The sequence below is a fragment of the Streptococcus sp. 'caviae' genome (genome assembly GCF_001937065.1).
GTDB lineage: Bacteria > Bacillota > Bacilli > Lactobacillales > Streptococcaceae > Streptococcus.
Genome location: NZ_MOWR01000007.1, coordinates 17,258 through 39,980, shown reverse-complemented (window position 1 = coordinate 39,980; position 22,723 = coordinate 17,258). Strand labels below are relative to the sequence as shown.

The 22,723-nt window shown below is 42.4% G+C and carries 23 protein-coding genes and 1 other annotated feature; of the genes, 17 read left to right on the top strand and 6 right to left on the bottom strand.

The features are described 5' to 3' along the window. Positions 1-68: 68 nt before the first annotated feature. Together BMI76_RS07690 and BMI76_RS07685 are read right to left on the bottom strand one after the other, a co-directional pair. Positions 69-1,232, bottom strand: coding sequence for an NADP-dependent malic enzyme (locus BMI76_RS07690; protein WP_075346996.1), 1,164 nt, complete (start codon positions 1,230-1,232; stop codon positions 69-71). 36 nt (positions 1,233-1,268) lie between these two features. Then, complete coding sequence (locus tag BMI76_RS07685) at positions 1,269-2,588, bottom strand: 2-hydroxycarboxylate transporter family protein (RefSeq protein ID WP_075346995.1); 1,320 nt, start codon at positions 2,586-2,588, stop codon at positions 1,269-1,271. A 331-nt stretch (positions 2,589-2,919) separates the two neighbouring features. Between BMI76_RS07685 and BMI76_RS07680 the strand changes: the two genes are divergently transcribed. Then, positions 2,920-4,458 carry a sensor histidine kinase gene (locus BMI76_RS07680; protein ID WP_075346994.1) on the top strand — a complete coding sequence of 513 codons (1,539 nt, stop codon included), beginning with the start codon at positions 2,920-2,922 and terminating at the stop codon, positions 4,456-4,458. Beyond that, a complete protein-coding gene (locus tag BMI76_RS07675; RefSeq protein ID WP_075346993.1) occupies positions 4,455-5,126 on the top strand; it encodes a response regulator in 672 nt (223 codons plus the stop codon). Before BMI76_RS07680 ends, BMI76_RS07675 begins: the two co-directional genes overlap by 4 nt. Positions 5,127-5,313: 187 nt before the next feature. On the opposite strand, the gene BMI76_RS07670 is transcribed toward BMI76_RS07675, so the two are convergent. Then, positions 5,314-5,976: an HAD family hydrolase gene (locus BMI76_RS07670; protein WP_075346992.1), complete on the bottom strand. Its 663-nt coding sequence runs from the start codon at positions 5,974-5,976 to the stop codon at positions 5,314-5,316. 183 nt (positions 5,977-6,159) lie between these two features. Further along, positions 6,160-6,612, bottom strand: coding sequence for a YueI family protein (locus BMI76_RS07665; RefSeq protein WP_075346991.1), 453 nt, complete (start codon positions 6,610-6,612; stop codon positions 6,160-6,162). Positions 6,613-6,751: 139 nt separating this feature from the next. Here BMI76_RS07665 and BMI76_RS07660 point away from each other — a divergent pair, with 139 nt between their 5' ends. From BMI76_RS07660 to BMI76_RS07630, 7 genes are all read left to right on the top strand, one after another. Then, complete coding sequence (locus tag BMI76_RS07660) at positions 6,752-7,030, top strand: hypothetical protein (RefSeq protein WP_075346990.1); 279 nt, start codon at positions 6,752-6,754, stop codon at positions 7,028-7,030. Between the two features lie 24 nt (positions 7,031-7,054). Continuing rightward, positions 7,055-7,693 (top strand): DUF4352 domain-containing protein, encoded by a 639-nt coding sequence (locus BMI76_RS07655; RefSeq protein WP_075346989.1) that lies wholly within the window; start codon positions 7,055-7,057, stop codon positions 7,691-7,693. 194 nt (positions 7,694-7,887) lie between these two features. Next, positions 7,888-9,186 carry a surface-displayed alpha-enolase gene (gene eno / locus BMI76_RS07650; RefSeq protein ID WP_075346988.1) on the top strand — a complete coding sequence of 433 codons (1,299 nt, stop codon included), beginning with the start codon at positions 7,888-7,890 and terminating at the stop codon, positions 9,184-9,186. Between the two features lie 185 nt (positions 9,187-9,371). Then, complete coding sequence (locus BMI76_RS07645; protein WP_075346987.1) at positions 9,372-12,257, top strand: GBS Bsp-like repeat-containing protein; 2,886 nt, start codon at positions 9,372-9,374, stop codon at positions 12,255-12,257. Positions 12,258-12,273: 16 nt separating this feature from the next. Further along, complete coding sequence (locus BMI76_RS07640; RefSeq protein WP_075346986.1) at positions 12,274-12,882, top strand: DUF6287 domain-containing protein; 609 nt, start codon at positions 12,274-12,276, stop codon at positions 12,880-12,882. An 89-nt stretch (positions 12,883-12,971) separates the two neighbouring features. After that, entirely contained in the window at positions 12,972-14,192 is a 1,221-nt protein-coding gene (gene pepT / locus BMI76_RS07635) for a peptidase T (RefSeq protein WP_075346985.1), read from the top strand. Between the two features lie 56 nt (positions 14,193-14,248). Then, entirely contained in the window at positions 14,249-14,734 is a 486-nt protein-coding gene (locus BMI76_RS07630) for an EbsA family protein (RefSeq protein ID WP_075346984.1), read from the top strand. Here the strand turns inward: BMI76_RS07630 and BMI76_RS07625 are convergent. Continuing rightward, entirely contained in the window at positions 14,726-14,920 is a 195-nt protein-coding gene (locus tag BMI76_RS07625) for a ferredoxin (RefSeq protein ID WP_075346983.1), read from the bottom strand. The genes BMI76_RS07630 and BMI76_RS07625 overlap by 9 nt on opposite strands. A 45-nt stretch (positions 14,921-14,965) precedes the next feature. Here BMI76_RS07625 and BMI76_RS07620 point away from each other — a divergent pair, with 45 nt between their 5' ends. The 5 genes from BMI76_RS07620 to rplT all read left to right on the top strand — a co-directional run bounded on the left by BMI76_RS07620 (position 14,966) and on the right by rplT (position 17,489). Then, entirely contained in the window at positions 14,966-15,460 is a 495-nt protein-coding gene (locus tag BMI76_RS07620; RefSeq protein ID WP_075346982.1) for an SAG1386/EF1546 family surface-associated protein, read from the top strand. 9 nt (positions 15,461-15,469) lie between these two features. After that, the gene (cmk, locus tag BMI76_RS07615) at positions 15,470-16,150 is read left to right on the top strand and encodes a (d)CMP kinase (RefSeq protein ID WP_075346981.1); all 681 of its coding nucleotides are present in this window, start codon (positions 15,470-15,472) and stop codon (positions 16,148-16,150) included. Positions 16,151-16,174: 24 nt separating this feature from the next. Beyond that, positions 16,175-16,303 (top strand) — a sequence feature (ribosomal protein L20 leader region). Positions 16,304-16,318: 15 nt separating this feature from the next. Continuing rightward, positions 16,319-16,849: a translation initiation factor IF-3 gene (gene infC / locus BMI76_RS07610; RefSeq protein ID WP_075347062.1), complete on the top strand. Its 531-nt coding sequence runs from the start codon at positions 16,319-16,321 to the stop codon at positions 16,847-16,849. Positions 16,850-16,883: 34 nt separating this feature from the next. Beyond that, entirely contained in the window at positions 16,884-17,084 is a 201-nt protein-coding gene (gene rpmI, locus BMI76_RS07605) for a 50S ribosomal protein L35 (RefSeq protein WP_075346980.1), read from the top strand. Positions 17,085-17,129: 45 nt separating this feature from the next. Then, positions 17,130-17,489 (top strand): 50S ribosomal protein L20, encoded by a 360-nt coding sequence (gene rplT, locus BMI76_RS07600; protein ID WP_027976332.1) that lies wholly within the window; start codon positions 17,130-17,132, stop codon positions 17,487-17,489. A 248-nt stretch (positions 17,490-17,737) separates the two neighbouring features. On the opposite strand, the gene BMI76_RS07595 is transcribed toward rplT, so the two are convergent. Continuing rightward, positions 17,738-19,897, bottom strand: coding sequence for an LTA synthase family protein (locus BMI76_RS07595; RefSeq protein ID WP_075346979.1), 2,160 nt, complete (start codon positions 19,895-19,897; stop codon positions 17,738-17,740). Positions 19,898-20,027: 130 nt separating this feature from the next. On the opposite strand from BMI76_RS07595, the gene BMI76_RS07590 reads away from it, so the two are divergent. The 3 genes from BMI76_RS07590 to BMI76_RS07580 are packed head-to-tail and all read left to right on the top strand — an operon-like array spanning position 20,028 to position 22,722. After that, positions 20,028-21,185: a class I SAM-dependent rRNA methyltransferase gene (locus BMI76_RS07590; protein WP_075347061.1), complete on the top strand. Its 1,158-nt coding sequence runs from the start codon at positions 20,028-20,030 to the stop codon at positions 21,183-21,185. A 6-nt stretch (positions 21,186-21,191) separates the two neighbouring features. Then, the gene (gene aroD / locus BMI76_RS07585; protein ID WP_075346978.1) at positions 21,192-21,869 is read left to right on the top strand and encodes a type I 3-dehydroquinate dehydratase; all 678 of its coding nucleotides are present in this window, start codon (positions 21,192-21,194) and stop codon (positions 21,867-21,869) included. After that, positions 21,859-22,722: a shikimate dehydrogenase gene (locus BMI76_RS07580; RefSeq protein WP_075346977.1), complete on the top strand. Its 864-nt coding sequence runs from the start codon at positions 21,859-21,861 to the stop codon at positions 22,720-22,722. The genes aroD and BMI76_RS07580 overlap by 11 nt, the downstream gene beginning before the upstream one ends. Position 22,723: the final 1 nt, after the last annotated feature.

The following is a 22,723-nucleotide window of genomic DNA, read 5'->3' as shown; positions in this document are numbered from 1 at the left end:
GAAAAACAGTACAGATTCAGTCTTTTTTGGCTTATGCGGAGTCGTTTACTGGTCTTTGAATCGTGCTTCTAGTGTGCGGCACTTTCTCTGACAGCGGCTGCCACTGTTTTGGCAACCCCTTCTTGGAAGGCGTCCGGGATGATATTGGTCGGGCTGAGTTCAGCATCCGAAATAAGATCGGCAATGCCGTGTGCTGCGGCAATCTGCATGTCGATGGTAATTTTTCTGGCCCGAGCATCTAAGGCACCGCGAAAGATTCCTGGAAAGGCTAAGACATTGTTGATTTGATTTGGAAAATCACTGCGGCCTGTTCCGACAATATAAGCTCCGCCTGCGATAGCTTCATCAGGGAAGATTTCAGGGACTGGGTTAGCCATGGCAAAGATAACCGGCTTATCTGCCATTTCCTTGATCCATTCCTTTTTGAGGACGCCCGGTGCAGAAACTCCGATGAAAATATCGGCACCTTTAAGGGCTGTCTTTAAGTCACCGGAGAGGTGTTCGCGGTTGGTTACTTTGGCGATATCGGCATGGTGAAGAGGGAGGCTCTTATCCTCTTCATTGATAATGCCTGTGCGATCAACAACAGTAATGTGTTTGGCGCCGGCAGCTAAAAATTTGCGCGTGATGGACAGACCGGCTGAGCCGCCGCCGTTGACCACGATTTTGACTTCATCAAGGGTCTTGCCAATCAGTTTCAAACTGTTAAAGGCAGCTGCCAGAACGATAATGGCTGTTCCGTGCTGGTCATCATGGAAGACCGGAATAGGGCATTCTTCAATGAGGCGCTGTTCGATTTCAAAGCAGCGCGGTGCACTGATGTCTTCCAGATTAATGCCGCCAAAAGTTGGAGCAATAGCTTTAACTGTTGCGATAATTTTCTCGGTATCCTGCGTATCAAGAACAATTGGCACTGCATCAACATCGGCGAAGCGTTTGAAGAGTGCTGCCTTACCTTCCATGACCGGCATAGCAGCTTCCGCGCCGATATTTCCCAGCCCCAGAACGGCTGAGCCATCGCTGACGACTGCAACGGTATTTTTCTTAGTTGTCAACTCGTAGGCCAGTTCCTTGTTTTCTGCAATAGCCGATGAAACTGCCGCAACACCTGGTGTATAGGCGATGCTTAAATCTCTTTTGTCTTCGACTTTGACCTTAGAAATCACTTCTAATTTTCCGCCCTTTTCTCTTGCCTGCTGCAAGGCTAATTCTCTAACATCTTCGTTTGCCATATTTATTTCTCCTCTTTTTTATTTTTTACTGAATCATTAAAAGATAATCCGCAAGATGGCGGTCATGGTAATAACAGTGATGGCTCCGCCAAGACGCGTTGCCACTTGGGCAAAGGGCATGAGATTCATGCGCTCTGCCGTGCTTAAGATGGCGACATCACCTGTGCCGCCCATACCGCTTTGGCAGGCCGAAATAATAGCAGCCTCAATAGGATACATGTTCATAAAACGAGCTACGAAAAATCCCACTGAAATAACGGTAAAGACAACGCTGATAACGATGATAAAGTAGGGCAGGGTAAGAACGCCGACAACATCCTTCAAAGGAATATAAAGAAGACCAAGCCCCGCCATCAAAGGGTAAGTAAAGTTGCCTGAGATAAATTTATAAAGCTGTTTAGCACCGTGCTGTGTTTCTGCCGGAATAACGTTGAGATATTTGAGAGCAGCAGCAGCAACAATCATCAGCACCGGTCCCGGAAAACCTGTAAGATGCTGCAGCAGATGGCCGACAATGAATAAGGTACAGGCTGTCAGGACACCGGCTCCCATTTTTTTGATGTCAAGCGGTCCGGAAGTGTCCTTGAGAGCGTCAGCCATATCGTCCTGAGAGCTGAGCCGCACCAGCTGTCCTTGGCCTGAGAGATCCGGCCGCCGCTCACCCCAGCGTGACAGAATAGCGGTACACATAATAGCAAAGAAGTTGCCGACAATCGTTGCCGGAATCAGCTGGGCAACCAGCTGCTCGCTTCCCATGCCGGTAATCGCACTGTAGCCAAGCGACAGCGGAAGAATCCCTTCGCCGATTCCTCCGGCTAGAACAGGTGTGACAATGAAGAACAGGGTATGCTTCCAGTCCTGCCCCAGCAAAACGCCTACCAGTGTACCGACAGCCATGGCGCAGATCATCCCCAGCATCATAGGAATAATCATCCGCATCAGGCCCTGCACCAGAATTTTACGATTCATTCCCAGAATGCTGCCGCAGACTAAACAGGCAATGTAGAAGTATAAAAAGTTAGCCTGCTTCATCAAAATATCAGCAGAATCCAAAACATTTTTGTTTACCAGATTCAAAAAGACTAAAATGGACGGCATCAGCAATGAAAAAATTGCCGGTCCGCCAAAGTTTTTCAAAACCGGAATATTGGCACCGAGGGTTCCCAGTAACCAGCCCAAAGTCAGAATAACAGCAAAGCCGCCCAGCATATTGACAGGGAGCTGCTGCAGCAGGGCTGTTATCAGTATAATGAGAGATAAGACGGCGTAGACAGGCAGAGGAACAGAACCGACACGGCGGCTCATCCATTTTTCCCATCCCGTTGGAGACGTTTCAGCTGCTTTCTCTTTTGCCATAAGTTTCTCCTCCTAATTGATTGGAATTACCCTCATTATAGAGAAAATGTTTTTTGAACTTAAGATTATTTAAGTAATTTAAGTAAGTCAACTTTTTTAAGGTCAGCTGCCGCTTGGCGGATATGGTATAATAATGGACAAATAAAAGGGAGCAGGTGGACGTTGCTGCTTGCACTGCGTGGGCTAGAAAGCTCAAGCACTCATTTGCCGGCCTTGCTCTGCCTCATGAAATACAACTAATGAAAAGGCATAGAAAAAACTGGGAAACTTTAACAGGTTTGTCTTATCAGGTGTCTGCCGGTTAAGCAATCCGAGAACAGGAGATTTGAGCATGAAGAAGGGACTGACTCTCAGAAATTTATTGACCATGGTCTTTATCCTGATGCTGCTGATGATGGCTTCTTTATTCTATGGACTGACTCTCTACCAGCATTCGCAGCTCATTCGCCGCCAGCAAGAAGAGCTCTTGCTTTCTGTGGGGCGTCAGCTGGCTCTTGACCCGCAAATCAAAACAGCTCTTTTAACCAAGGACAAAGATGAAAGAGCAGAAGTCTATACGAAGAAAATTGCCGCTATCCACCGTTTAGATTTTGTAGTGGTGATGGATATGCGCGGGATTCGTTTGACCCATCCTGATAAGAGTAAAATCGGCAAACACTTTGAAGGAGGCGACGAACGTCCGGCCCTTAAAGGAAAAACAGTCATTTCGGTCAGTCAGGGCAGCCTTGGCAAATCCTTGCGCGGTTTTGTCCCTATATACGCGGATAATGCTAAGAAAAAACAAATCGGTGTTGTGGCCTTGGGAATTAAGGTCCATTCGCTGAGCACGCTTATCAGAACCTCACGGCAGGGGTATTCATTGGCTCTGTTTTTAAGCATTATGGTAGGGTTTGCTGCTGCAACGGGTCTGGCCTTTTATCTCAAAAGACAGCTCCTCAATTTGGAACCGCGGGAGCTTTCCCGTCTTTTTGAAGAGCGCAATGCCATGCTGGATCAGACCAAGGATGCCATCGTCGTCATTGATCTTGGGTATAAGATCAGCTTGGCCAATATTGCTGCCGAGGAGCTTTATCGAAAGAGCAGCGGGCAAAATGACAGTTTGCTGCAAAAGCCTGTTGAGCAGCTGATAACGGATTTTTCAGCAGATATGTTAAAGGATAAAAAAGAGCAGGTCTACCGTCAAAAGGGCCAGGATTATATCTTTTCTTCCGCTCCTATTGAGGTCAGCGGCAAGCTGATTGGCTGGATTATTTTTTTACGAAATGCGACTGAATCTTTTTTGATTATGGATCAGCTGGCCAATACCACGGCTTATGCCTCTTCGCTTCAGGCGCAAACTCACGAATTTGTCAACCGCCTTCATGTTATCTATGGCTTAGCCGATCTCAATGCTTATGAGGAGCTGAAAATTTATTTAGAAGATATCCTGACGCCGGACAAGGAATTTGCCCACCAGCTGTCCTTTTTGGTTCAAAATCCCCAGATTGCGGGTTTTCTAAATGGTGAACGCCAGAAATTTACTGAGCGCAAAATACCGTTTTTGGTTGAAATTTCACCCAAAATTCCGGCCAATGAAAACGAGGCAGAAACCAAGGCTTTAATCAATGTTTACCGCTACATTCACCATGTTCTTTTGCAGCTGGTGCTGCAGGGAAATCTTTCCCTGGCAATCCACTATGAAGACAATCAACTGACGGCCAGGTATTTTCTCACCCTGCCGCAGGATCAACAAGAACAGCTGCAGAATCAGTTCGACAATCATTTTTTCAAGCAGATTCTTAAGGAAAATCAGGCAGAATTTGACATGCAAGCAGAAGGCGGCCTCATTCAGCTTGTCTTGGTATTGCCTTACAAGGAGGGAAATACATGAATGTACTCATTATAGAAGACGATCCCATGGTAGAATTTATCCATCGCAACTATTTGGAAAAGGGAGGGCAGTTTGATAATATTTACTCCGCTAATTCTCTGAAAGATGCTGAGGAACTTCTTGAAAAGCGTGAGATTGCTTTGATATTGCTGGACGTTCACTTGCGAGACGGCAGCGGTCTGGATTTGCTCAGCGACCTTCGCAAGCGCCGCAGCAACAGCGATGTCATTTTAATTACAGCCGCCAATGAAGCCCAAACTGTTAAGGAAGGGCTTCACTTAGGTGTGGTTGATTACTTGATCAAACCCTTTACTAATCAGCGTTTTCAGCAAAGCATCAACCTCTTTCTCAGACAAATGACCAACTTGAACGAAGACACTGTGGAGCAGGCACAGATTGACCAACTTGTGAGCAGCAAGGCCGATGCTCCCCAAAATACAGCAGAACTTGACAAGGGACTGTCTATAGAGACCCTGAGCAAAATAAAAACAGCCATCTTGGAACTCCCTGCTCCCTTTACCGTTCAGGAGCTGGCTGACCGCTGTCGAATTTCGCATGTTACCATCCGCAAATATATCTCTTATCTGGAAGAACGCCACTATCTTAAGAGCCATATTGTCTATACCAAGGTCGGCCGTCCCTACAAAGTATTTGAAAGGCAAAAATAACATTTTTTGGTTAGAATCCTCATTCGCAGCGGCCAAGAAAACTAATGGATCCTATTTAAAATCGTTTAAGTTTCCTTTAAGCCTTCCTTGCTATAGTATAGTCATCCTAAAACTTTCTTTTTCATAAATCTCCTAAAAAAGTGAGGGAACGAATCAGTTCCTTCACTTTTTCTGTATATCTCAAATGTTAATTCTTGCTACCGGTTTCAAGAATAATCCTCTTTAAATCTTCTTTGTTTTCAGCGATATAATCAGCTTTTGCGGCCTGCAGTTCTTCAAGGCTGCCATAGCCATAAAGCACACCGAGCGATGCGATTTGATTTTCCTTGGCTCCTAAAATGTCATATTTGCGATCGCCAACCATAAGGGCTGCACTGGGGTCTGTGCTGCCAGTATTTTCCAGAGCATAGGCGATGATATCTGTTTTTTTGCTGCGGGAACTGTCCATACTGGCGCCGGCAATGTATTCAAAAAAGGCGCTGAGTTTAAAATGTTCTAAAATTTGGCGCGCAAAAATTTCAGGTTTAGATGTGGCCACTAGGAGCTGTTTTTTCCGGTCTTTTAAATCTGCCAGAAGTTCCGGGATACCTGGATAAATCTCGTTTTCAAAGATTCCTTTTTCTCTGAAATAATCTCGGTAAAATTGAATGCCTGCCTGACTTTCAGCCGGGGACATACCCAGAGTTTGTTCAAAACTGATTTTCAAAGGAGGGCCGATAAAGGTTTTCAGCAGATCATCGTCTGGAATCGGGCGCTTTAGCTGGGTCAAAGCATAGCGGATAGAATTGAGGATTCCCCGTCCTGAGTCGGTCAGGGTACCATCCAAATCAAATAAAATTGTCTGATACATATAATCTCCTTTGACAAGGTCTGCAGGTAAGGTTTTCTGCGATCAAAAAACAGTCTCAAAAATACTTGGGCAGCTGCGGCTGTTAATTTGGACAGAAGTGGCTATCCTATTAGCAGTTCAGCAGCTCCGACTGTCAACAACAAGGCGCCAGTCTGATTATCCGACATGAAAATGTTACGGCCCCTATTTTTTGGCAAACCATTTTTTCCAAAATGATTTTTGCTGCGGCTGTTCATTCTGCTGTGCAAATAGTTTAGGATAGAGGGCCTTGATGTCAGTATTTTCAAGGTTTTCAGCCTTGTTTGTATGAGCCAGCAAACCAAAGGGAGACTGACAGTTGTCTTCATCAACGATAGTCGCAGGAAGGCTGGCTTCCTGTGCTTTTTTCATATAAACCATCTGGCTGTTCAGTGAGAGCTGGGATGAAATCTTCAGGAAGCATTCATCGTAGTTTGCCTTGAGGTCTGCCAAAATAGCATCCAAAGCCTCAAAAACGGCTGGTTTTTCAGCGTCTGCTAAAAGAATGCTCAGTACCAGACGTTCAGCAAAGGTTCCTAAATACTTTCGCTGTTCATCAGGATTTAACCGGCGCTCACCCTGAGCACTTTCCAGAACTTTTTTCTCTAAATCAGTCATTGTTCACCTCGTTTTATTACTTATAAAAATTATACACTATTTTACAGAGAAAAGCTGTGCTGATTAGGGCAGAAGTTGCTTTTTAGGGAAATTTAATGATATAATCAACACAATAAAAGCTAAGAAAGGACAGAAGCAAATGGAAAAAAGAACAGATATTTGGAAGATTCTCGGCATAGTCTTCATTGTTTTAACCAGTGTTTTTTTCATTTTAACAGCGACAATGACAACTGTCTGCATTTTATCCAATCAGGAGGTTCATCGCTTGATTGAACGCTCGGAGTATAAGGAGGATAAAATTTCTGATTATCGAAAAACAGTGAGAAAATATAAGGAAAAAGAAGCCCGATATAGTAAAAATGCTTATTATAGGTACAATGGCCGGAACTACGGTTCAGATGAAAGCAGCGATGACTAAAAACTAACGGAAAGGAAAAGAAAAATGGAAAAAAGAACAAATGTCTGGAAAATTCTTAGCATCGTCTTTATGAGTGTGGCAGGATTTTTCTTTCTGCTTACCTTAGTCATGACTGCTTATTATGTAGTATCCAGGCAGGATTATGATCATTGGCTGGCAATGAACAGCATGCAGGACAGAACTATTGTCAACAAGAAAGAAGAAATTAAACGGCTGAAGGCTGAAGATGAGATAAGAAATGGCAGCAGGAGCTATAGTTATTCATATAATAAGCCCAAACGGTATATTTTTGGCGAGAGTGCCAGACTGACCACCGGTGAAGAAATAACGGTAACAGGTATAAAATCAGCATCAAATCTTAAAATGAAAGGTGCTTCCAGTGATGACCAAAAAATTGTTTTGACCGTAAGTGTGGAAAATACAACAATGCACCCTATTCAGTTCAGTCCCCGGGATTTCTATATCTATGACAGAACATTTGATATTGCTGACTTGAGCAATTATGCTGGCAATGAAAAGATTCCGGATACGATTGAACCGGGAGAAACCATTGATATCAAAATTTATTTTACCATCTCTAAATCATCTCCTTATATCGTCAATTTCGGAAATGCTTACTGGATCCCTCAGTCTGCCTATCAGAAAAAATCACGTTCAGCCTGACAGCTGAGCGCCTGTACCGCTTTCTTTTATCCGTTAAGAAACGGTCTCTTGGATAAAAACACAGCAAAAAAGACTGTAGTCTTGCTTTAATTTTAGAGAAGCAGAGCAAACAAATCTTTTTTTGGTTTGCCTAAGTGCCAACTTTGTGGTATTATTAACATGTAAAAATTAAAACTCATAAGGAGAGTAACATAATGTCAATTATTACTGATGTTTACGCTCGCGAAGTCCTTGACTCACGCGGTAACCCAACACTTGAAGTAGAAGTTTACACTGAATCAGGTGCTTTCGGACGTGGTATGGTTCCTTCAGGAGCTTCTACTGGTGAACACGAAGCAGTTGAACTTCGCGATGGAGACAAATCACGCTACGGTGGTCTTGGTACTCAAAAAGCTGTTGATAACGTAAATAATGTTATTGCAGAAGCACTTATTGGCTACGATGTTCGTGACCAACAAGCTATTGACCGTGCTATGATCGCTCTTGATGGTACTCAAAACAAAGGTAAACTTGGTGCTAATGCTATTCTTGGTGTTTCTATTGCCGTAGCTCGTGCTGCTGCAGACTTCCTTGAAATTCCGCTTTACAGCTACCTTGGCGGTTTCAATACTAAAGTTCTTCCAACTCCAATGATGAACATTATCAACGGTGGTTCTCACTCAGATGCTCCTATTGCTTTCCAAGAATTTATGATTGTACCTGCTGGTGCACCTACATTTAAAGAAGCTCTTCGCTGGGGTGCTGAAATCTTCCATGCTCTTAAGAAAATTCTTAAAGAACGCGGACTTGAAACAGCTGTTGGTGACGAAGGCGGATTCGCTCCTAAATTTGACGGAACTGAAGATGCTGTAGAAACAATTATCAAAGCTATTGAAACAGCTGGCTACAAACCAGGTGAAGAAGTATTCATCGGCTTTGACTGTGCATCATCAGAATTCTATGCAGACGGTGTTTATGACTACACTAAATTCGAAGGTGAAACAGGTGCAAAACGTACTGCTGCAGAACAAATTGATTACCTTGAAGAATTGGTTAACAAATACCCAATCATTACTATCGAAGACGGTATGGATGAAAATGACTGGGATGGCTGGAAAGCTCTTACAGAACGCCTCGGCGGACGTGTTCAGTTAGTTGGTGACGACTTCTTCGTTACAAACACTGACTATCTTGCTCGCGGTATCAAAGAAGGTGCAGCTAACTCAATCCTTATCAAAGTTAACCAAATCGGTACTTTGACTGAAACATTTGAAGCTATCGAAATGGCTAAAGAAGCTGGCTACACTGCTGTTGTATCACACCGTTCAGGTGAAACTGAAGATTCAACAATCGCTGACATCTCAGTTGCAACTAACGCTGGCCAAATCAAGACTGGTTCATTATCACGTACTGACCGTATTGCTAAATACAACCAATTGCTTCGCATCGAAGATCAACTTGGTGAAGTTGCTGAATACCGTGGTTTGAAATCATTCTACAACCTTAAAAAATAATCGTTGATTTAACAACGTTTTGAAGACCTTGGCTTTGATGCCGAGGTCTTTTTGGCTGCTCTGATATGATTTATTAATAATTGTAAAATCGATTAAATAAAATTTTACAGAAGAAAGTTACCAATTTTGAGCGGTAGTTGCGAATATGTTATAATGAACATAATTATATTTTGAAGGAAAACAATATGGCAAAAAATAACGTTAAAACCTATCTGATGATTCCTTTGGCCCTGACTCTTTTTATGGCTGCCAGTAAGGTATCTGCAGATGAAACAGCTCAAACTGCCTCTGTCTTAGATAAGGCTGCATCTTCTGAAGTCGCGGAAGGAACCGGCACTGAAACATCAGTATCAGAAGTAAGCAGCAGCCAGAGCACTGCAGCAGTCAGTCAACCAGCCAGTCAGAAAGAGCCAAGCCAGACAGTTGATCAGACAACGGCTGCTGAACTAACGACTGCAGAAAGTTCTCAGCAAAGGAAGGAAACGACAGCCGCTGCAACAAGTTCGTCTGTTTCCAGTCAGAAGACTGTTCAGACTCAAAGTCACCCAGCAACCAAAGCTGCTAATGTTCAAAGCCAGCAGGCCTCGTCTTCTCAGTCTCTTAAGCAAGCCGCACCCTTGAAAAGGTTAGCTGTGACAAAGACACCTCAGTCAAGTGCTGCAACTGTGAAGAAAACACCTAAGGAAGTGACAGCGGCTACAGTTGAAGCAAAAGGAATAAAACTACAGTACAAACAGCCTATTGCTAAAGGCAGTAAGATCCAGTTTGCCGTTTGGACGGCGCAAAAAGGGCAGGATGACCTTAAATGGTATACAGCCAATAATATGGGAGCAGCTTATGCCGAGTTCAAGAATCACCGCGAGTACGGAACCTATTATATTCACACCTATGCCAATCAAAAGGGTAAGATGACAGGACTCAATGCGATGACTGTTAGGATTGCTAAGCCTCAGATTAAAACAAAAATTCAAAAAACCTCAGCTCATCATTTTGAAATTACGGTCTCAAATGTTCCAAAGACCATCACACAGGTTGATATTCCTGTCTGGTCGGATAAAAAGGGTCAGGACGATCTAAAGTGGTATAAGGCGGCGAAAACTGCTAACGGCAGTTATAAAATCACAGTCAATCTGCAACATCACAAAAATACTCTGGGGCACTACCAAGCTCATATTTACGGCTACAGCACTGTTACTCAGTCTCAAATCGGCCTGGCTGCCAGTTCAGGTTTTGATAATGTTGACAGCCGTGCCAATGCGACTGCCTCAGTTGTCGGTTACAAAGAAACCTCTGGTATCTTCAATGTAGTTGTCAAGGGCAGTCCAAGTACAAAGGTGATAAAATCTGTCAGCGTTGCTGTCTGGTCAGAAGAGAAGGGTCAGGATGATCTTAAATGGTACACACCGGCAGTTGTTAATAATCAAGCGACTGCTAAAATCAATATTGCCAACCATGCTAATGTATCTGGACTCTACCATGTTCATGTTTACACAGATTATACTGACGGAACAAAATCCGGAAAAATTTTGGGAACTTATAAGATTACTAAGGCAGCTGCTGAGGCTAAATTAACTTCTAAGGGTATTTCATTAAAGCTAACTGCTGCTAACATTAAGGATAAGTCTAAGGTTTCCTTTGCTGTTTGGTCCAATGAAAAGGGTCAGGATGACCTGAAGTGGTATCAGGCAAATAAGCAGGGGGAGGCAATTGCCAGCTATGACAATCACAAGGGTTACGGTCTTTACAACATCCATGTTTATCACAGCCAAAACGGCCGTTTGACAGGGCTGGGAACAGCGACCTTGACTATTCCCAAACCATCTGTAACAACGAGCATTGCTAAAACAGCTGACAATGAGTACACTGTTACCCTTAAAAACGTGCCTTATTATATCTCTTCCGTACAGGTTCCTGTGTGGACGAGCAAGAACAATCAAGATGATATTAAATGGTATGGAACTCGCAAGATATCAGATAAAACTTATGAAGCGAAAATTCTTCTTAAAAATCATCAGTTTGAAACAGGCCGCTACAATGCTCATGTTTATGGCAAAAGCAGACTGGAAAACAACAAATTAATTGGCATGGCAGGAAAAGAATTTACAGTCGCTGCGGCTAAAATCAGCAGCCCAAAGGTTAGCGTGACCAATCATCAGGCTAAGAAGGGAACTCTGGATGTGGTCATTACTGAAACCAGTAATTCTAAAAAGCTGAAATCTGTTAAGGTTGCTGCTTGGTCAGAAGCCAAACAAAGCAATCTCTACTGGTATACCAGCAATGCTGTCAAGGATGGCAAAATCAGCATTACTGTCAACGAAAAAAATCACGGCTATATCAAAGGCAGCTACCATGTTCATGTTTATGTGACTTATCAGGACGGTCAGGAAACTGGTTTTGATAAAGGAACTTACCGTTTGGAGGCCCAAAAGCCGGCTATTGCTCTGCCATCTTACTTTATTGATATCAGCAGCCATAATGGCACGATTTCTGTTGCGGAATTTAAGAGTCTAAAGCAGCAGGGGATTCAGGGAGTTGTTGTCAAGTTAACAGAAGGTACCAGCTATACCAATCCTTATGCAAAATCACAGATTGCTAATGCCAAAGCAGCAGGAATCAAAGTTTCTGCTTACCACTATTCGCACTATACGTCAGCAGCAGGGGCCCAAGCGGAAGCACGTTATTTTGTCAATGCTGCCAAGGCACACGGCTTGTCCTCTGCAACAGTTATGGTAAATGATATGGAAGAAGCTTCCATGTTAAACAATATCAATGCTAATGTTCAAGCCTGGCAAGATGAGATGAAGCGTCAGGGATACAGCAACTTGGTTCACTATACCATGGCGAGCTGGCTGGATATTCGCGGCGGAAGCGTTAAGACAGCACAATTTGGTCTTAATAATTTCTGGATTGCTCACTATGCTAAGGGATATACTTATATGACTCAGGAAGAGGCTAAGTCCTTTAATTATTATGCCAATGCGGCAGCTTGGCAATATACAAGTGTTTCTCCGAAATTATCTCATCCTTTAGATGAAAATATTGACTATACCGGCCGTTTTACCCAGTCCTGAATAAGGAGCCTGATTTATGAAAATGAAACCTATCTTTAAGAATTTTACTCTTGTATTGCTATCTGTTCTTCTGCTTGTCGGCTGCTCAGGTCAGAAAAAGAGTCATGACGGGGACAAATCGGTTTCCCCTAAGACAAGTTTGCAGTCGAAATCGCATAAGAGTGACAAACACAGCTCATCTGAACAGGAGAAAAAAACAGAATCTTCGTCGGAAAGCAGTCAGTCGTCCAGTTCTTCCAGTGAAGAGAGCCGTGAGGCAGAAAGTCTGGCTCCTATTGATACAGGGGCTATCTTAAAGGCTGATTACAGTACTGCAGCAGGTACCTGGAAGAATGCACAGGGTCAGACCCTTACTTTCAATACACAAGGTTTGACAACTTCTGGAATGACAGTCAGCCTGCTGGATATTGATCAGGATGGTATTCTCCTGCTGAATGTGGAAACAGGGAACAAAACAAATTTGACTCTCTATATGGTAGCGGCAAACCGTACGCTGCCTCAGCGCTACTTTGCAAATGGGCAAACGGATACATCTGATAAATCAAAAGACCGCATTATTTCGTCTGAGACCTTGAACAGCAATCAGCTGGCAGATCATGTTTATTATCATGTATCCAATCATTAACCAAACTGAAAAAATTCTGACTAATATTTAAAAAAACCGCATATATCTGTGGTTTTTTCTGTTATAATTAAGAGGATAAGAGGTAGAAAATGACTTACGATAATTTGTTAAAACGCTTTTTGACCTATGTTAAAATCAATACCAGAAGTGATGCAAACAGTACTAAGACACCAACAACACAGAGTCAGACTGATTTTGCATTGACCGTTTTAAAACCAGAAATGGAAAGTATCGGTCTCAAGAATGTTCATTATTTGCCCAATGGTTACCTGGTAGGAACCTTGCCTGCAAATGGGGACTTTCCTCATAAGATCGGTTTTATTGCTCATATGGATACAGCCGATTTTAATGCCGAAGGTGTGAAGCCTCAGGTTATTGAACATTATGACGGCGGCTCTATCCAGCTTGGTCAGACGGATTTTGCTCTTGATCCGGGAGACTTTCCCAATCTTAAAAATTATGTGGGACAGACTCTGATTACTACAGACGGGACAACCTTACTGGGGAGCGATGACAAGTCTGGTATTGCTGAAATTATGACGGCAGCGGAGTATCTGGTCAACCATCCTGAGATTGAACATGCTGAAATTCGTATCGGTTTTGGACCCGATGAAGAAATCGGCAGCGGCGCTGATAAATTTGACCTGACAGATTTTGATGTTGATTTTGCCTATACTGTTGACGGCGGACCGCTGGGAGAGCTGCAGTATGAAACGTTCAGTGCCGCCGCAGCAGACATTAACTTTATAGGTCGCAATGTCCATCCGGGAACTGCTAAAAATCAGATGGTCAATGCCCTGCAATTAGCTATTGATTTTCATGAGCAATTGCCTGCTGCTGAGCGCCCTGAAAAGACAGATGGGTATGAAGGCTTTTATCATCTGCTCAGTCTTAATGGGACAGTCGAGGAAGCTCACAGTTCCTATATTATTCGTGATTTTGAGGATGAGGGTTTTGCTGATCGCAAAGCACTGCTGCAGCACATTGCTGAGGAAATGAATGCACGTTTAGGAGCCGAACGGGTGGAGCTTGAACTTCAGGATCAATATTATAATATGCGAAAAGTGATTGAAAAAGATATGACCTGTGTCAATATTGCTAAGAAAGTCATGGAGGATCTGGCTATAAAACCCGTCATTGAGCCCATCCGGGGCGGAACAGACGGCTCTAAAATATCCTTTATGGGGCTTCCGACACCTAACCTTTTTGCAGGAGGTGAAAACATGCACGGCCGCTTTGAATTTGTCAGTTTGGAGACCATGCAGAAAGCTGTAGAAGTTATCGTAGGCATTGCTGGTTTCAGACATTAAATTTTGGAAAAAATCACTTAACTATGATAAAATGATGTAACACGGAGGAAAAGTAAGTGATTAAAATATTTGGGAAAGTGCGCTATCATTGGCAGCCCGAACTGTCGTGGCTAATCATTTATTGGTCCATTGCGATTATGCCGATTTTCATTGCTTTGTCACTTTTGTATGAGCAAACCAGTATTCCGCAGTATTTCTTTATTTTGTTTATTGCTTTTGTTGTCTTGGTCGGTGTTGGGTTTCACCGTTATTTCATTATTGAAGATAAGGGTATTTTAAGGGTTGTGTCCTTAAATATATTTAGACCGTCCAAGATTATGATTGCTGATATCGAAAAAGTAGAGGTCACAAAATCAACAGTCACTCTGCTGCTTAAAAACAAAAAGAAAAGCCTCTTTTACATGCGAAAGTGGCCGAAAAAATATTTTTTAGATGATCTGGCTGTCCATCCGGATTTTAAAGGTGAGGTTGAGCTGATTGATAATTTTGTTAACCTTGATTATTTTGAGGCTTACAAGGATGAAAAAAAGCCCTCACGGTAAAGTAAGTGCTTTTGTTGGACAAGATTTGACTGCAGTGAGAATATCGGCATCATCGCTAAAGGTTTTAACGTTTTCGCTGCTGCCTGAAAATTTGACAATGCCGTCATCATCATAATCAAAGACATCTGAATAAGTTTGGCAAAGCCCGCAGGCAATGCATTTTTCTGGGATAATAGCTACTTTCATAGTAACATTGTAATACTATTGTTGACATTTAACAAGGGGGAAATCATGTCCAATAAACCATGGGAAGAAAAAGTAACAGAAACGGATACTGAAAACAAGGAATTAACGAGGAATTCAAAAGATGATCGTGCTGTCAGTACACCGGTTTTGACGATTTTGCTGAGTCTCTTTTTCTTGATTATTATTGGTATTTTATTTTTTGTACTTTATACTTCTAATGGCGGCAGTGACGAAAAGGCGGCAACTTCTGGATTTTACGGTTCCTCTAAAACTGTCAAAAAATCTACTGACAAAGTCAGTCAGTCTTCAGAGTCGGAAGAACAGACAGTAACAGAATCAACCGAGACCGAGTCCACTCAAACAGAGACAACGACTTCTTCTGACGGAGAAGATACCCTTACTGTTCAAGGCGGTGAAGGTGCTGCGGCTATTGCTGCGCGTGCAGGAATTTCTGTTGAGAAACTTTATGAGTTAAATCCGGATCACATGACAAAGGGCTATTGGTACGCCAATCCCGGTGATAATATAAAAATTAAGTAAGAGGATTGTATGACAGGAATTAAAATTGCTATTGACGGGCCTGCTTCAAGCGGGAAGAGTACAGTTGCTAAAATTATTGCCAAGGATCTGAATTATACCTATTTGGATACAGGAGCTATGTACCGCTCTGCGACTTATCTGGCCCTTCAAAATGATGTTGCCCTAACCGATGAAGATACCATTGTTAAACTATTAGAGGACTATCCAATTAGTTTTGGCCGTCGTGAAGATGGGCAGCAGTTAGTCTTTGTCGGAGATGTTGATGTCAGCCTTCCTATCCGGGAAAACGAGGTGACCAATAATGTTTCCACGGTATCTGCCCTGCCTTTGGTGCGTGAAACCTTGGTTGCGCTTCAGCGTCAGATTGCTGATCAAGGCGGTATTGTTATGGATGGCCGTGATATCGGAACGGTTGTTTTACCGGATGCTGAATTGAAGATTTTTCTGATTGCTTCTGTTGATGAAAGGGCTGAACGCCGATACAAGGAAAATCTTGAAAAAGGGATTGAAACAGATTTGGCCAAGCTAAAAAGAGAAATCGCAGCGCGTGACTATAAAGACAGCCACCGCAAGGTTTCACCTCTTAAGCCGGCTGCGGACGCCATTACCTTTGACACAACAGGTGTCACAATTGAGGGTGTTGTACAGTTTATTGAAGAAAAAGCAAAGAAAATGATTGACAGGCATTAATTGACATGTTATACTGGTTAACAGTGAGAAAAGCAGAAGTGAGAACTTCTCGCCTTGCGACTAAGGTTGTCTGGCCCAACATGTCAAAATTCCTTATCTAAGGAAAGTTATGTGTGCGGGCTTGAAATGTCAAGTCCGCTTTCGTTTTTCTCGAAAAAATGTAAAGGGGTGAAGAACATAGCTAAAAAAGATTTGTTCATTAATGATGAAATTCGTGTCCGCGAAGTTCGTCTTATTGGCCTTGATGGTGAACAATTAGGAATTAAGCCCTTGGCAGAAGCGCAGTCTATTGCTGACGATGCCAATGTTGACTTAGTTTTAATTCAGCCGCAGGCTACACCGCCTGTTGCCCGTATCATGGACTATGGTAAGTTCAAATTTGAGTATCAGAAGAAACAAAAAGAGCAGCGCAAAAAACAAAGCGTTGTTACGGTTAAGGAAGTCCGTCTCAGTCCCGTTATTGATAAAGGGGACTTTGAAACAAAACTCCGCAACGGCCGCAAATTCCTTGAAAAGGGAAACAAGGTGAAAGTTTCAATTCGTTTCAGAGGACGTATGATCACTCATAAAGAAATCGGAGCAAAGGTGTTAGCTGATTTTGCTGAAGCAACGCAGGATATTGCGATTATTGAGCAAAGAGCTAAAATGGATGGCCGTCAGATGTTTATGCAGCTTGCACCAATTCCAGACAAAAAATAAGTCGATAAAAATAGTAAAGTAGGAGAATATTAAAATGCCAAAACAAAAAACACACCGCGCATCAGCTAAACGTTTTAAACGTACAGGTTCAGGTGGATTGAAACGCTTCCGCGCTTATACATCTCACCGTTTCCATGGTAAAACTAAGAAACAGCGTCGTCATCTTCGTAAGGCATCAATGGTGCATTCAGGAGATTTCAAACGCATCAAATCAATGCTTACTCGCATGAAATAAGAGTAGCTTAGAAAAAATTAGAAAGAACTATTGGAGGATCAATAAATGGCTCGTGTTAAAGGTGGCGTTGTTTCACGTAAACGTCGTAAACGTATTTTAAAATTAGCTAAAGGTTACTATGGTGCAAAACACATCTTGTTCCGTACTGCAAAAGAACAAGTGATGAATTCATATTACTATGCTTACCGTGACCGCCGTCAAAAGAAACGTGATTTCCGTAAATTGTGGATTACTCGTATCAATGCGGCAGCTCGTATGAACGGACTTTCATACTCACAATTAATGCATGGTTTGAAATTAGCCGAAATTGAAGTTAACCGCAAAATGCTTGCTGATTTAGCAGTTAATGATGCAGCAGCTTTCACAGCTCTTGCAGATGCAGCTAAAGAAAAGCTGGGTAAATAAGATATTCAAAAAGTGGGATGGCAAGTTAATAGCTTTGTCCCGCTTTTTTTATTGTTCAGGAGTGCTAATGCATGGGGAACACGTCCGATCAGCGATTGTAGGAAATCTGACAGACATAATTAGCCAGTACAGGTGAAATACTATTTTGGGTGTGAAAGTAGCTTCTTTAGCTGAGCGGCTGTTTTCGCCGATACTAAAAAAGGACTGGAAAGAATTCACTCTTTCCAGTCCTTTTTTTGTGTATAGAGTTATTTTTTCGAATCCGTATCTGCTGTTGATGAGGCTGCTTTGGCTTCTTCTGGGTGTAATTCCTTATAGCTTGGGGCTTTGTATAAGTCTTGGGTCGACTTATTGCCATTTTTACTGTAGAGGCTGGTTGAATTTTGACCTAATTTCTTTTCAATCTTTTTCAGAGAAGCCAGAGAGTCCTTCTTATATGAGATAGAACTGATGTCCACCGGTTTTAGACCGCTGTCTTTATCAAAGCGCAGCAGATCACCTGTTTGAATTTCGTCACTCATACTAAGCTGCTTGTCAGCCGCTTCACGGAGCTCTTTGAGTTTGGCGGTTGTCGTTTCATCAGGATTGGTGATTTCAACACCGGTCTTGGTATCGTAGACACGTCCGCTGTAGTTGGTATAGTTAGGGGTGATGTAGTTGCCTTCAGAGCGGAAAGCAACCAGCTGTTTATTATCCGGAGACAGCAAATCCTGCCCTAATTGAACATAGTTTTTACTGTCAATTCCAAGCAGATGAAGCAGGGTTGGCAGAGTATCAACTTCACCGCCGTAGGTATTGCTGATAAAGCCCTTGTCTGTTCCGGGAACATGAATCATGTAAGGAACGCGCTGCAGCATGGCATTGTTGTATTCTGTCCATGTCTGCGGGTCTTTGCCCAGAAGCGGTGCGAGGTCGGTATTTCTTGAATTGGCAATACCGTAATGATCACCATACAAGACAATAATGGAATTTTTGTATAGACCGGAAGCCTTCAAATAGTCAAAGAAACTTTTGATTGCAGAGTCTAGATAATTGGCAGTCGCAAAATAACCATTGATGGTTTCGTCATCTGTCTTAGCAAGAGGGAAGCCAGTATCATCACCGGCCAGACTTTGGTAAGGATAGTGGTTAGATACGGTGATAAACTTGGTATAGAAAGGCTGCTGCAGATGCTCCAGATACTTAATGGAGTCTGAGAACATGACTTTATCATTAAGGCCGTACTGGAAGGAATTATCCTTGGTCATTTTCGACATGTAGGATTGGTCGAAGAAATGCTGATAGCCTAATTGTTTATAAGCATTGTTGCGATTCCAGAAAGTGCCGATATTACCATGAAAGACAGCGCTGCTGTAGTTGCCAGTATCATTGAGGATATGCGGTGCGGCCTGTTGGGTGTTGTCCCCGCCGTATTGGACGAAGAAAGATCCTTGGTTGAGGCCAAAAAGCGAGGTTTCCATGAGGGTCTCGGCATCGGATGTTTTTCCGGCTTTAACCTGATGGAAGAAGTTTGAAAATGAAAATGTTTCTTTGGAGTGGTAAAGAGAATTGAGGAAAGGTGTGACAACATACTCTTTGCCATCAACATTGAGCTTATAATCAATGAGGAACTGCTGGAAACTCTCCAAGTGAAGAACGATGACATTCTTGCCCTTGGCGATGCCATAATACTTAGAATTTGGAGCAGCATAGTGTTCCTTGACGTATTCCTTGACAGTATTGAGTTCGTCAGCAGTTGCCTCAGAGCGCACTTTTTGTGTTTGATAGGTTTGATTGGCACTGTAGGCGCTAAAAGCCGGCAGACCCAAAGCACGAACAATATAGATATTTGAAAAGCCGCGTGTCAGCAGTTCAGGCCGGTCAATTTCAGCCATGAAAAGATTAATCGAAAAGAAAAGTCCTGACAGTGCTGAAATAGCAAAGCTGGCTCTTTTATTAAAAGGTCTGGGATCAAAAGAAATTTTCTTGAGGGAAAAGAGCGTGATGAAGATGATGTAATCTAAAATATAAATAGCATCCCAAGGTCTTAACAAATTGAGGGCTGAAGCTCCCAATCCGGCAGAAGTTTTACTGCTGGCAAGAGCTGCGCTGACCGTAATGAAGTCCGAAAATTCTCTGAAGTAAATTGAGTTTGCAAATAAAAGAACATTGAGCACAGTGTAAATGACAGCTGTGACAATGTAAAAAGCGCGTGTGTTTTTTATGTAGAGGCTCAGCCCCAGAAGCAGCAGGGAAACTGGAATAGGATTAATCAGTGTTAAAAGAAACTGATAGGAATTGCCTACGTCCAAACTAAAATCAATGTTATAGGCCCACAGAGTTTTGAGCCAATAAATGAGCACAAGTGTCAAAATAAATCCTAAACGCGTCTTGACAACGCTCAGGAGAAATTTAACTATTTTTTTCATTATACCGATTCCTTATCATTATAAAGATAAAATCTTATTATTTGATTATAATATAAATTTATTTTTGGCATATAGAAGAAATGTTTTTTTAAGGGAGAAAATTTCTTAATTTTTTGTTATAATGGTTGTTATGAATAGACTTACGGTGGGTTCTTCGGCGGAAAAAAAGATTAAGCGGGGAATTCAGTTATTAAGCAGCAAAGATTTTCCCAATATAAGGCTGACTGACCAGACGGTTTATCTGTATTCTCAGGCGGGCAGTTTTTTAGGGACTGCTTACCTGTCCAAGCAAAATAAGGGAGTCGGCTGGTTGGTGTCATCCCAAAAGGTGACACTCAACCAGGCTTATTTTGCTGAATTGTTCCAAAAAGCTAAGGAAAAACGGGAAGCTCTGGCAAATTCGGATTTAACGACAGCCTATCGTCTTTTTAATCAGGATGGTGATTGTTTTGGCGGTATGACTGTTGACCGTTACGGGCAGTTTGCTCTTTTTTCTTGGTACAATGCTTTTGTTTATCAGCTGAGAGATCAGATTACAGCTGCCTTTCGGCAGGTGTATCCCGAATTTTTGGGTGCTTATGAAAAAATTCGCTTCAAAGGACCTGCTTACGAATCGGCTCATTTGTACGGAGAAAAGGCACCGGAGCATTTTACGGTCACCGAAAATGGTGTGTCTTACAGTGTTTTCTTGAATGATGGCTTGATGACGGGGATTTTTTTGGATCAGCGGCAAGTGCGTAACAGCTTGGTAAATGGCCTGGCTGCCGGGAAAAGAGTCTTAAATTTATTCTCCTATACAGCTGCTTTTTCTGTTGCCGCTGCTATGGGCGGAGCTCTTGAGACAGTATCAGTGGATTTGGCTAAGCGTTCGAAAGAACTTTCTTTAGCGCACTTTCAGGCCAATCATTTGGATATGGCTCAGCATCAGCTGGTTATTATGGATGTTTTTGCTTATTTAAAATACGCTAAGCGTCATCAGCTGACCTTTGATGTTCTGATTATTGATCCGCCGAGTTTTGCGAGAAACAAAAAAGAAACTTTTTCCGTTTCGAAAGACTACCATAAGTTAATTAGTCAGGGACTTGAGATTTTGGCTGAGGATGGCTTGCTGATTGCATCAGCCAATGCTTCCAACATGACGGTCGCTCAGTTTAAAAAACAGCTTGAAAAAGGTTTTGGAAAACGCCAGCATACTTATCTTGATTTGCAGCAGTTACCCGGTGATTTTGCTGTCAATGAAAAAGATGAAAGCAGCAATTATTTAAAAGTATTTACAATAAAGGTTTAATAATTTATGAAAATAGTAGTTCCTGTTATGCCTCGAAATATTGACGAGGTGAATCAGCTTGATTTAGCAAAAATTAGCAGCGCTGACATTATTGAATGGCGGGCAGATTATCTGTCCAAGGATGATATTTTGACAGTAGCTCCGGCTATTTTTGAAAAATTTGCAGGGCGTGAAGTCATCTTTACTTTGCGGACAGAAAAAGAGGGTGGTAATATTTCGCTGACCAGTGCGGAATATCTTGCCATTATTCGTGATATTGCAACTCTCTATCAGCCGGATTATATTGATTTTGAGTATTTCTCTTATCGTGAAGTCCTAAAAGAAATGTACGATTTTTCTAATTTGGTCCTGTCCTATCATAATTTTAAAGAAACTCCTGAAAATCTGATGGAGGTATTTTCGGAACTGACGGCTCTGGGACCGCGTGTAGTGAAAATAGCTGTTATGCCTCAAAATGAACAGGATGTTCTTGATTTGATGAATTATACAAGGGGGTTCAAGACCTTGAATCCTGAGCAGGAGTATGTCACCATGTCCATGTCCAAGTTAGGACAGGTATCGCGTTTGGCGGGTGATTTAACAGGCAGCTCGTGGACTTTTGCCAGTTTGGAGCAAGAAAGTGCTCCCGGGCAGATTTCACTGACAGATATGCGCAAAATTAAGGAGGTTTTAGATGCAAATTGACGGTCATACGCGTTTAGCCGCAGTTGTTGCGACACCCATTAAACATTCTATTTCACCTTTTATTCATAATTATGCCTTTGATAAAACGGGTGTCAACGGCGTTTACGTGGCTTGGGATATTCCAGAATCTGAACTTGAGGCTACTGTGGAAAATGTCAGACGTTATGATATGTTTGGCATTAACATTTCCATGCCTTACAAACAGACCGTTATTCCTTATCTTGATGAGATAACAGAAGCAGCTGGCCTGATTGGAGCAGTCAATACGGTTGTCAATAAAGACGGCAGACTCTTAGGTTACAATACAGACGGGCTGGGCTTTTTTAGAAGTCTGAGTGTTTTTGCTGATTTTGATGTTAAGGATAAGGTGATGACTATTCTTGGCGGCGGGGGCGCTGCAACAGCTCTTATTGCTCAGGCTGCCATCAACGGTGCTGCAAAAATTAACATTTTTAATCAGACAGAGTTTTTACCGGAAACTAAGGAAAAGGCTCAGCGGATTTCCAGTAAAACAGGGGTTCCTCTTGAAGTCTTTCCGGTTGAAGATGTGGCTTTAATTCAGGAAAAAGTTTTAGAGTCTGACTTATTTGTCAATGCCACCAGTGTTGGTATGGATGGCAAATCCATGATCATCGATGAAAACTTTGACTTCCCTGAAAATATCATGGTTGCCGATGTCATCTACCAGCCTTTTGAAACGCCGTTTTTGAAATTGGTCCGCAGCCGCGGCCTAAAGGCTGTAAACGGCTTGGGTATGCTGTTATTTCAAGCAGCAGAAGCTTTTGAGCTCTGGACAGGAAAAGAAATGCCAAGTCAGGAAATCTGGCAGGCATTAGCAGAAAAATATAAATAAA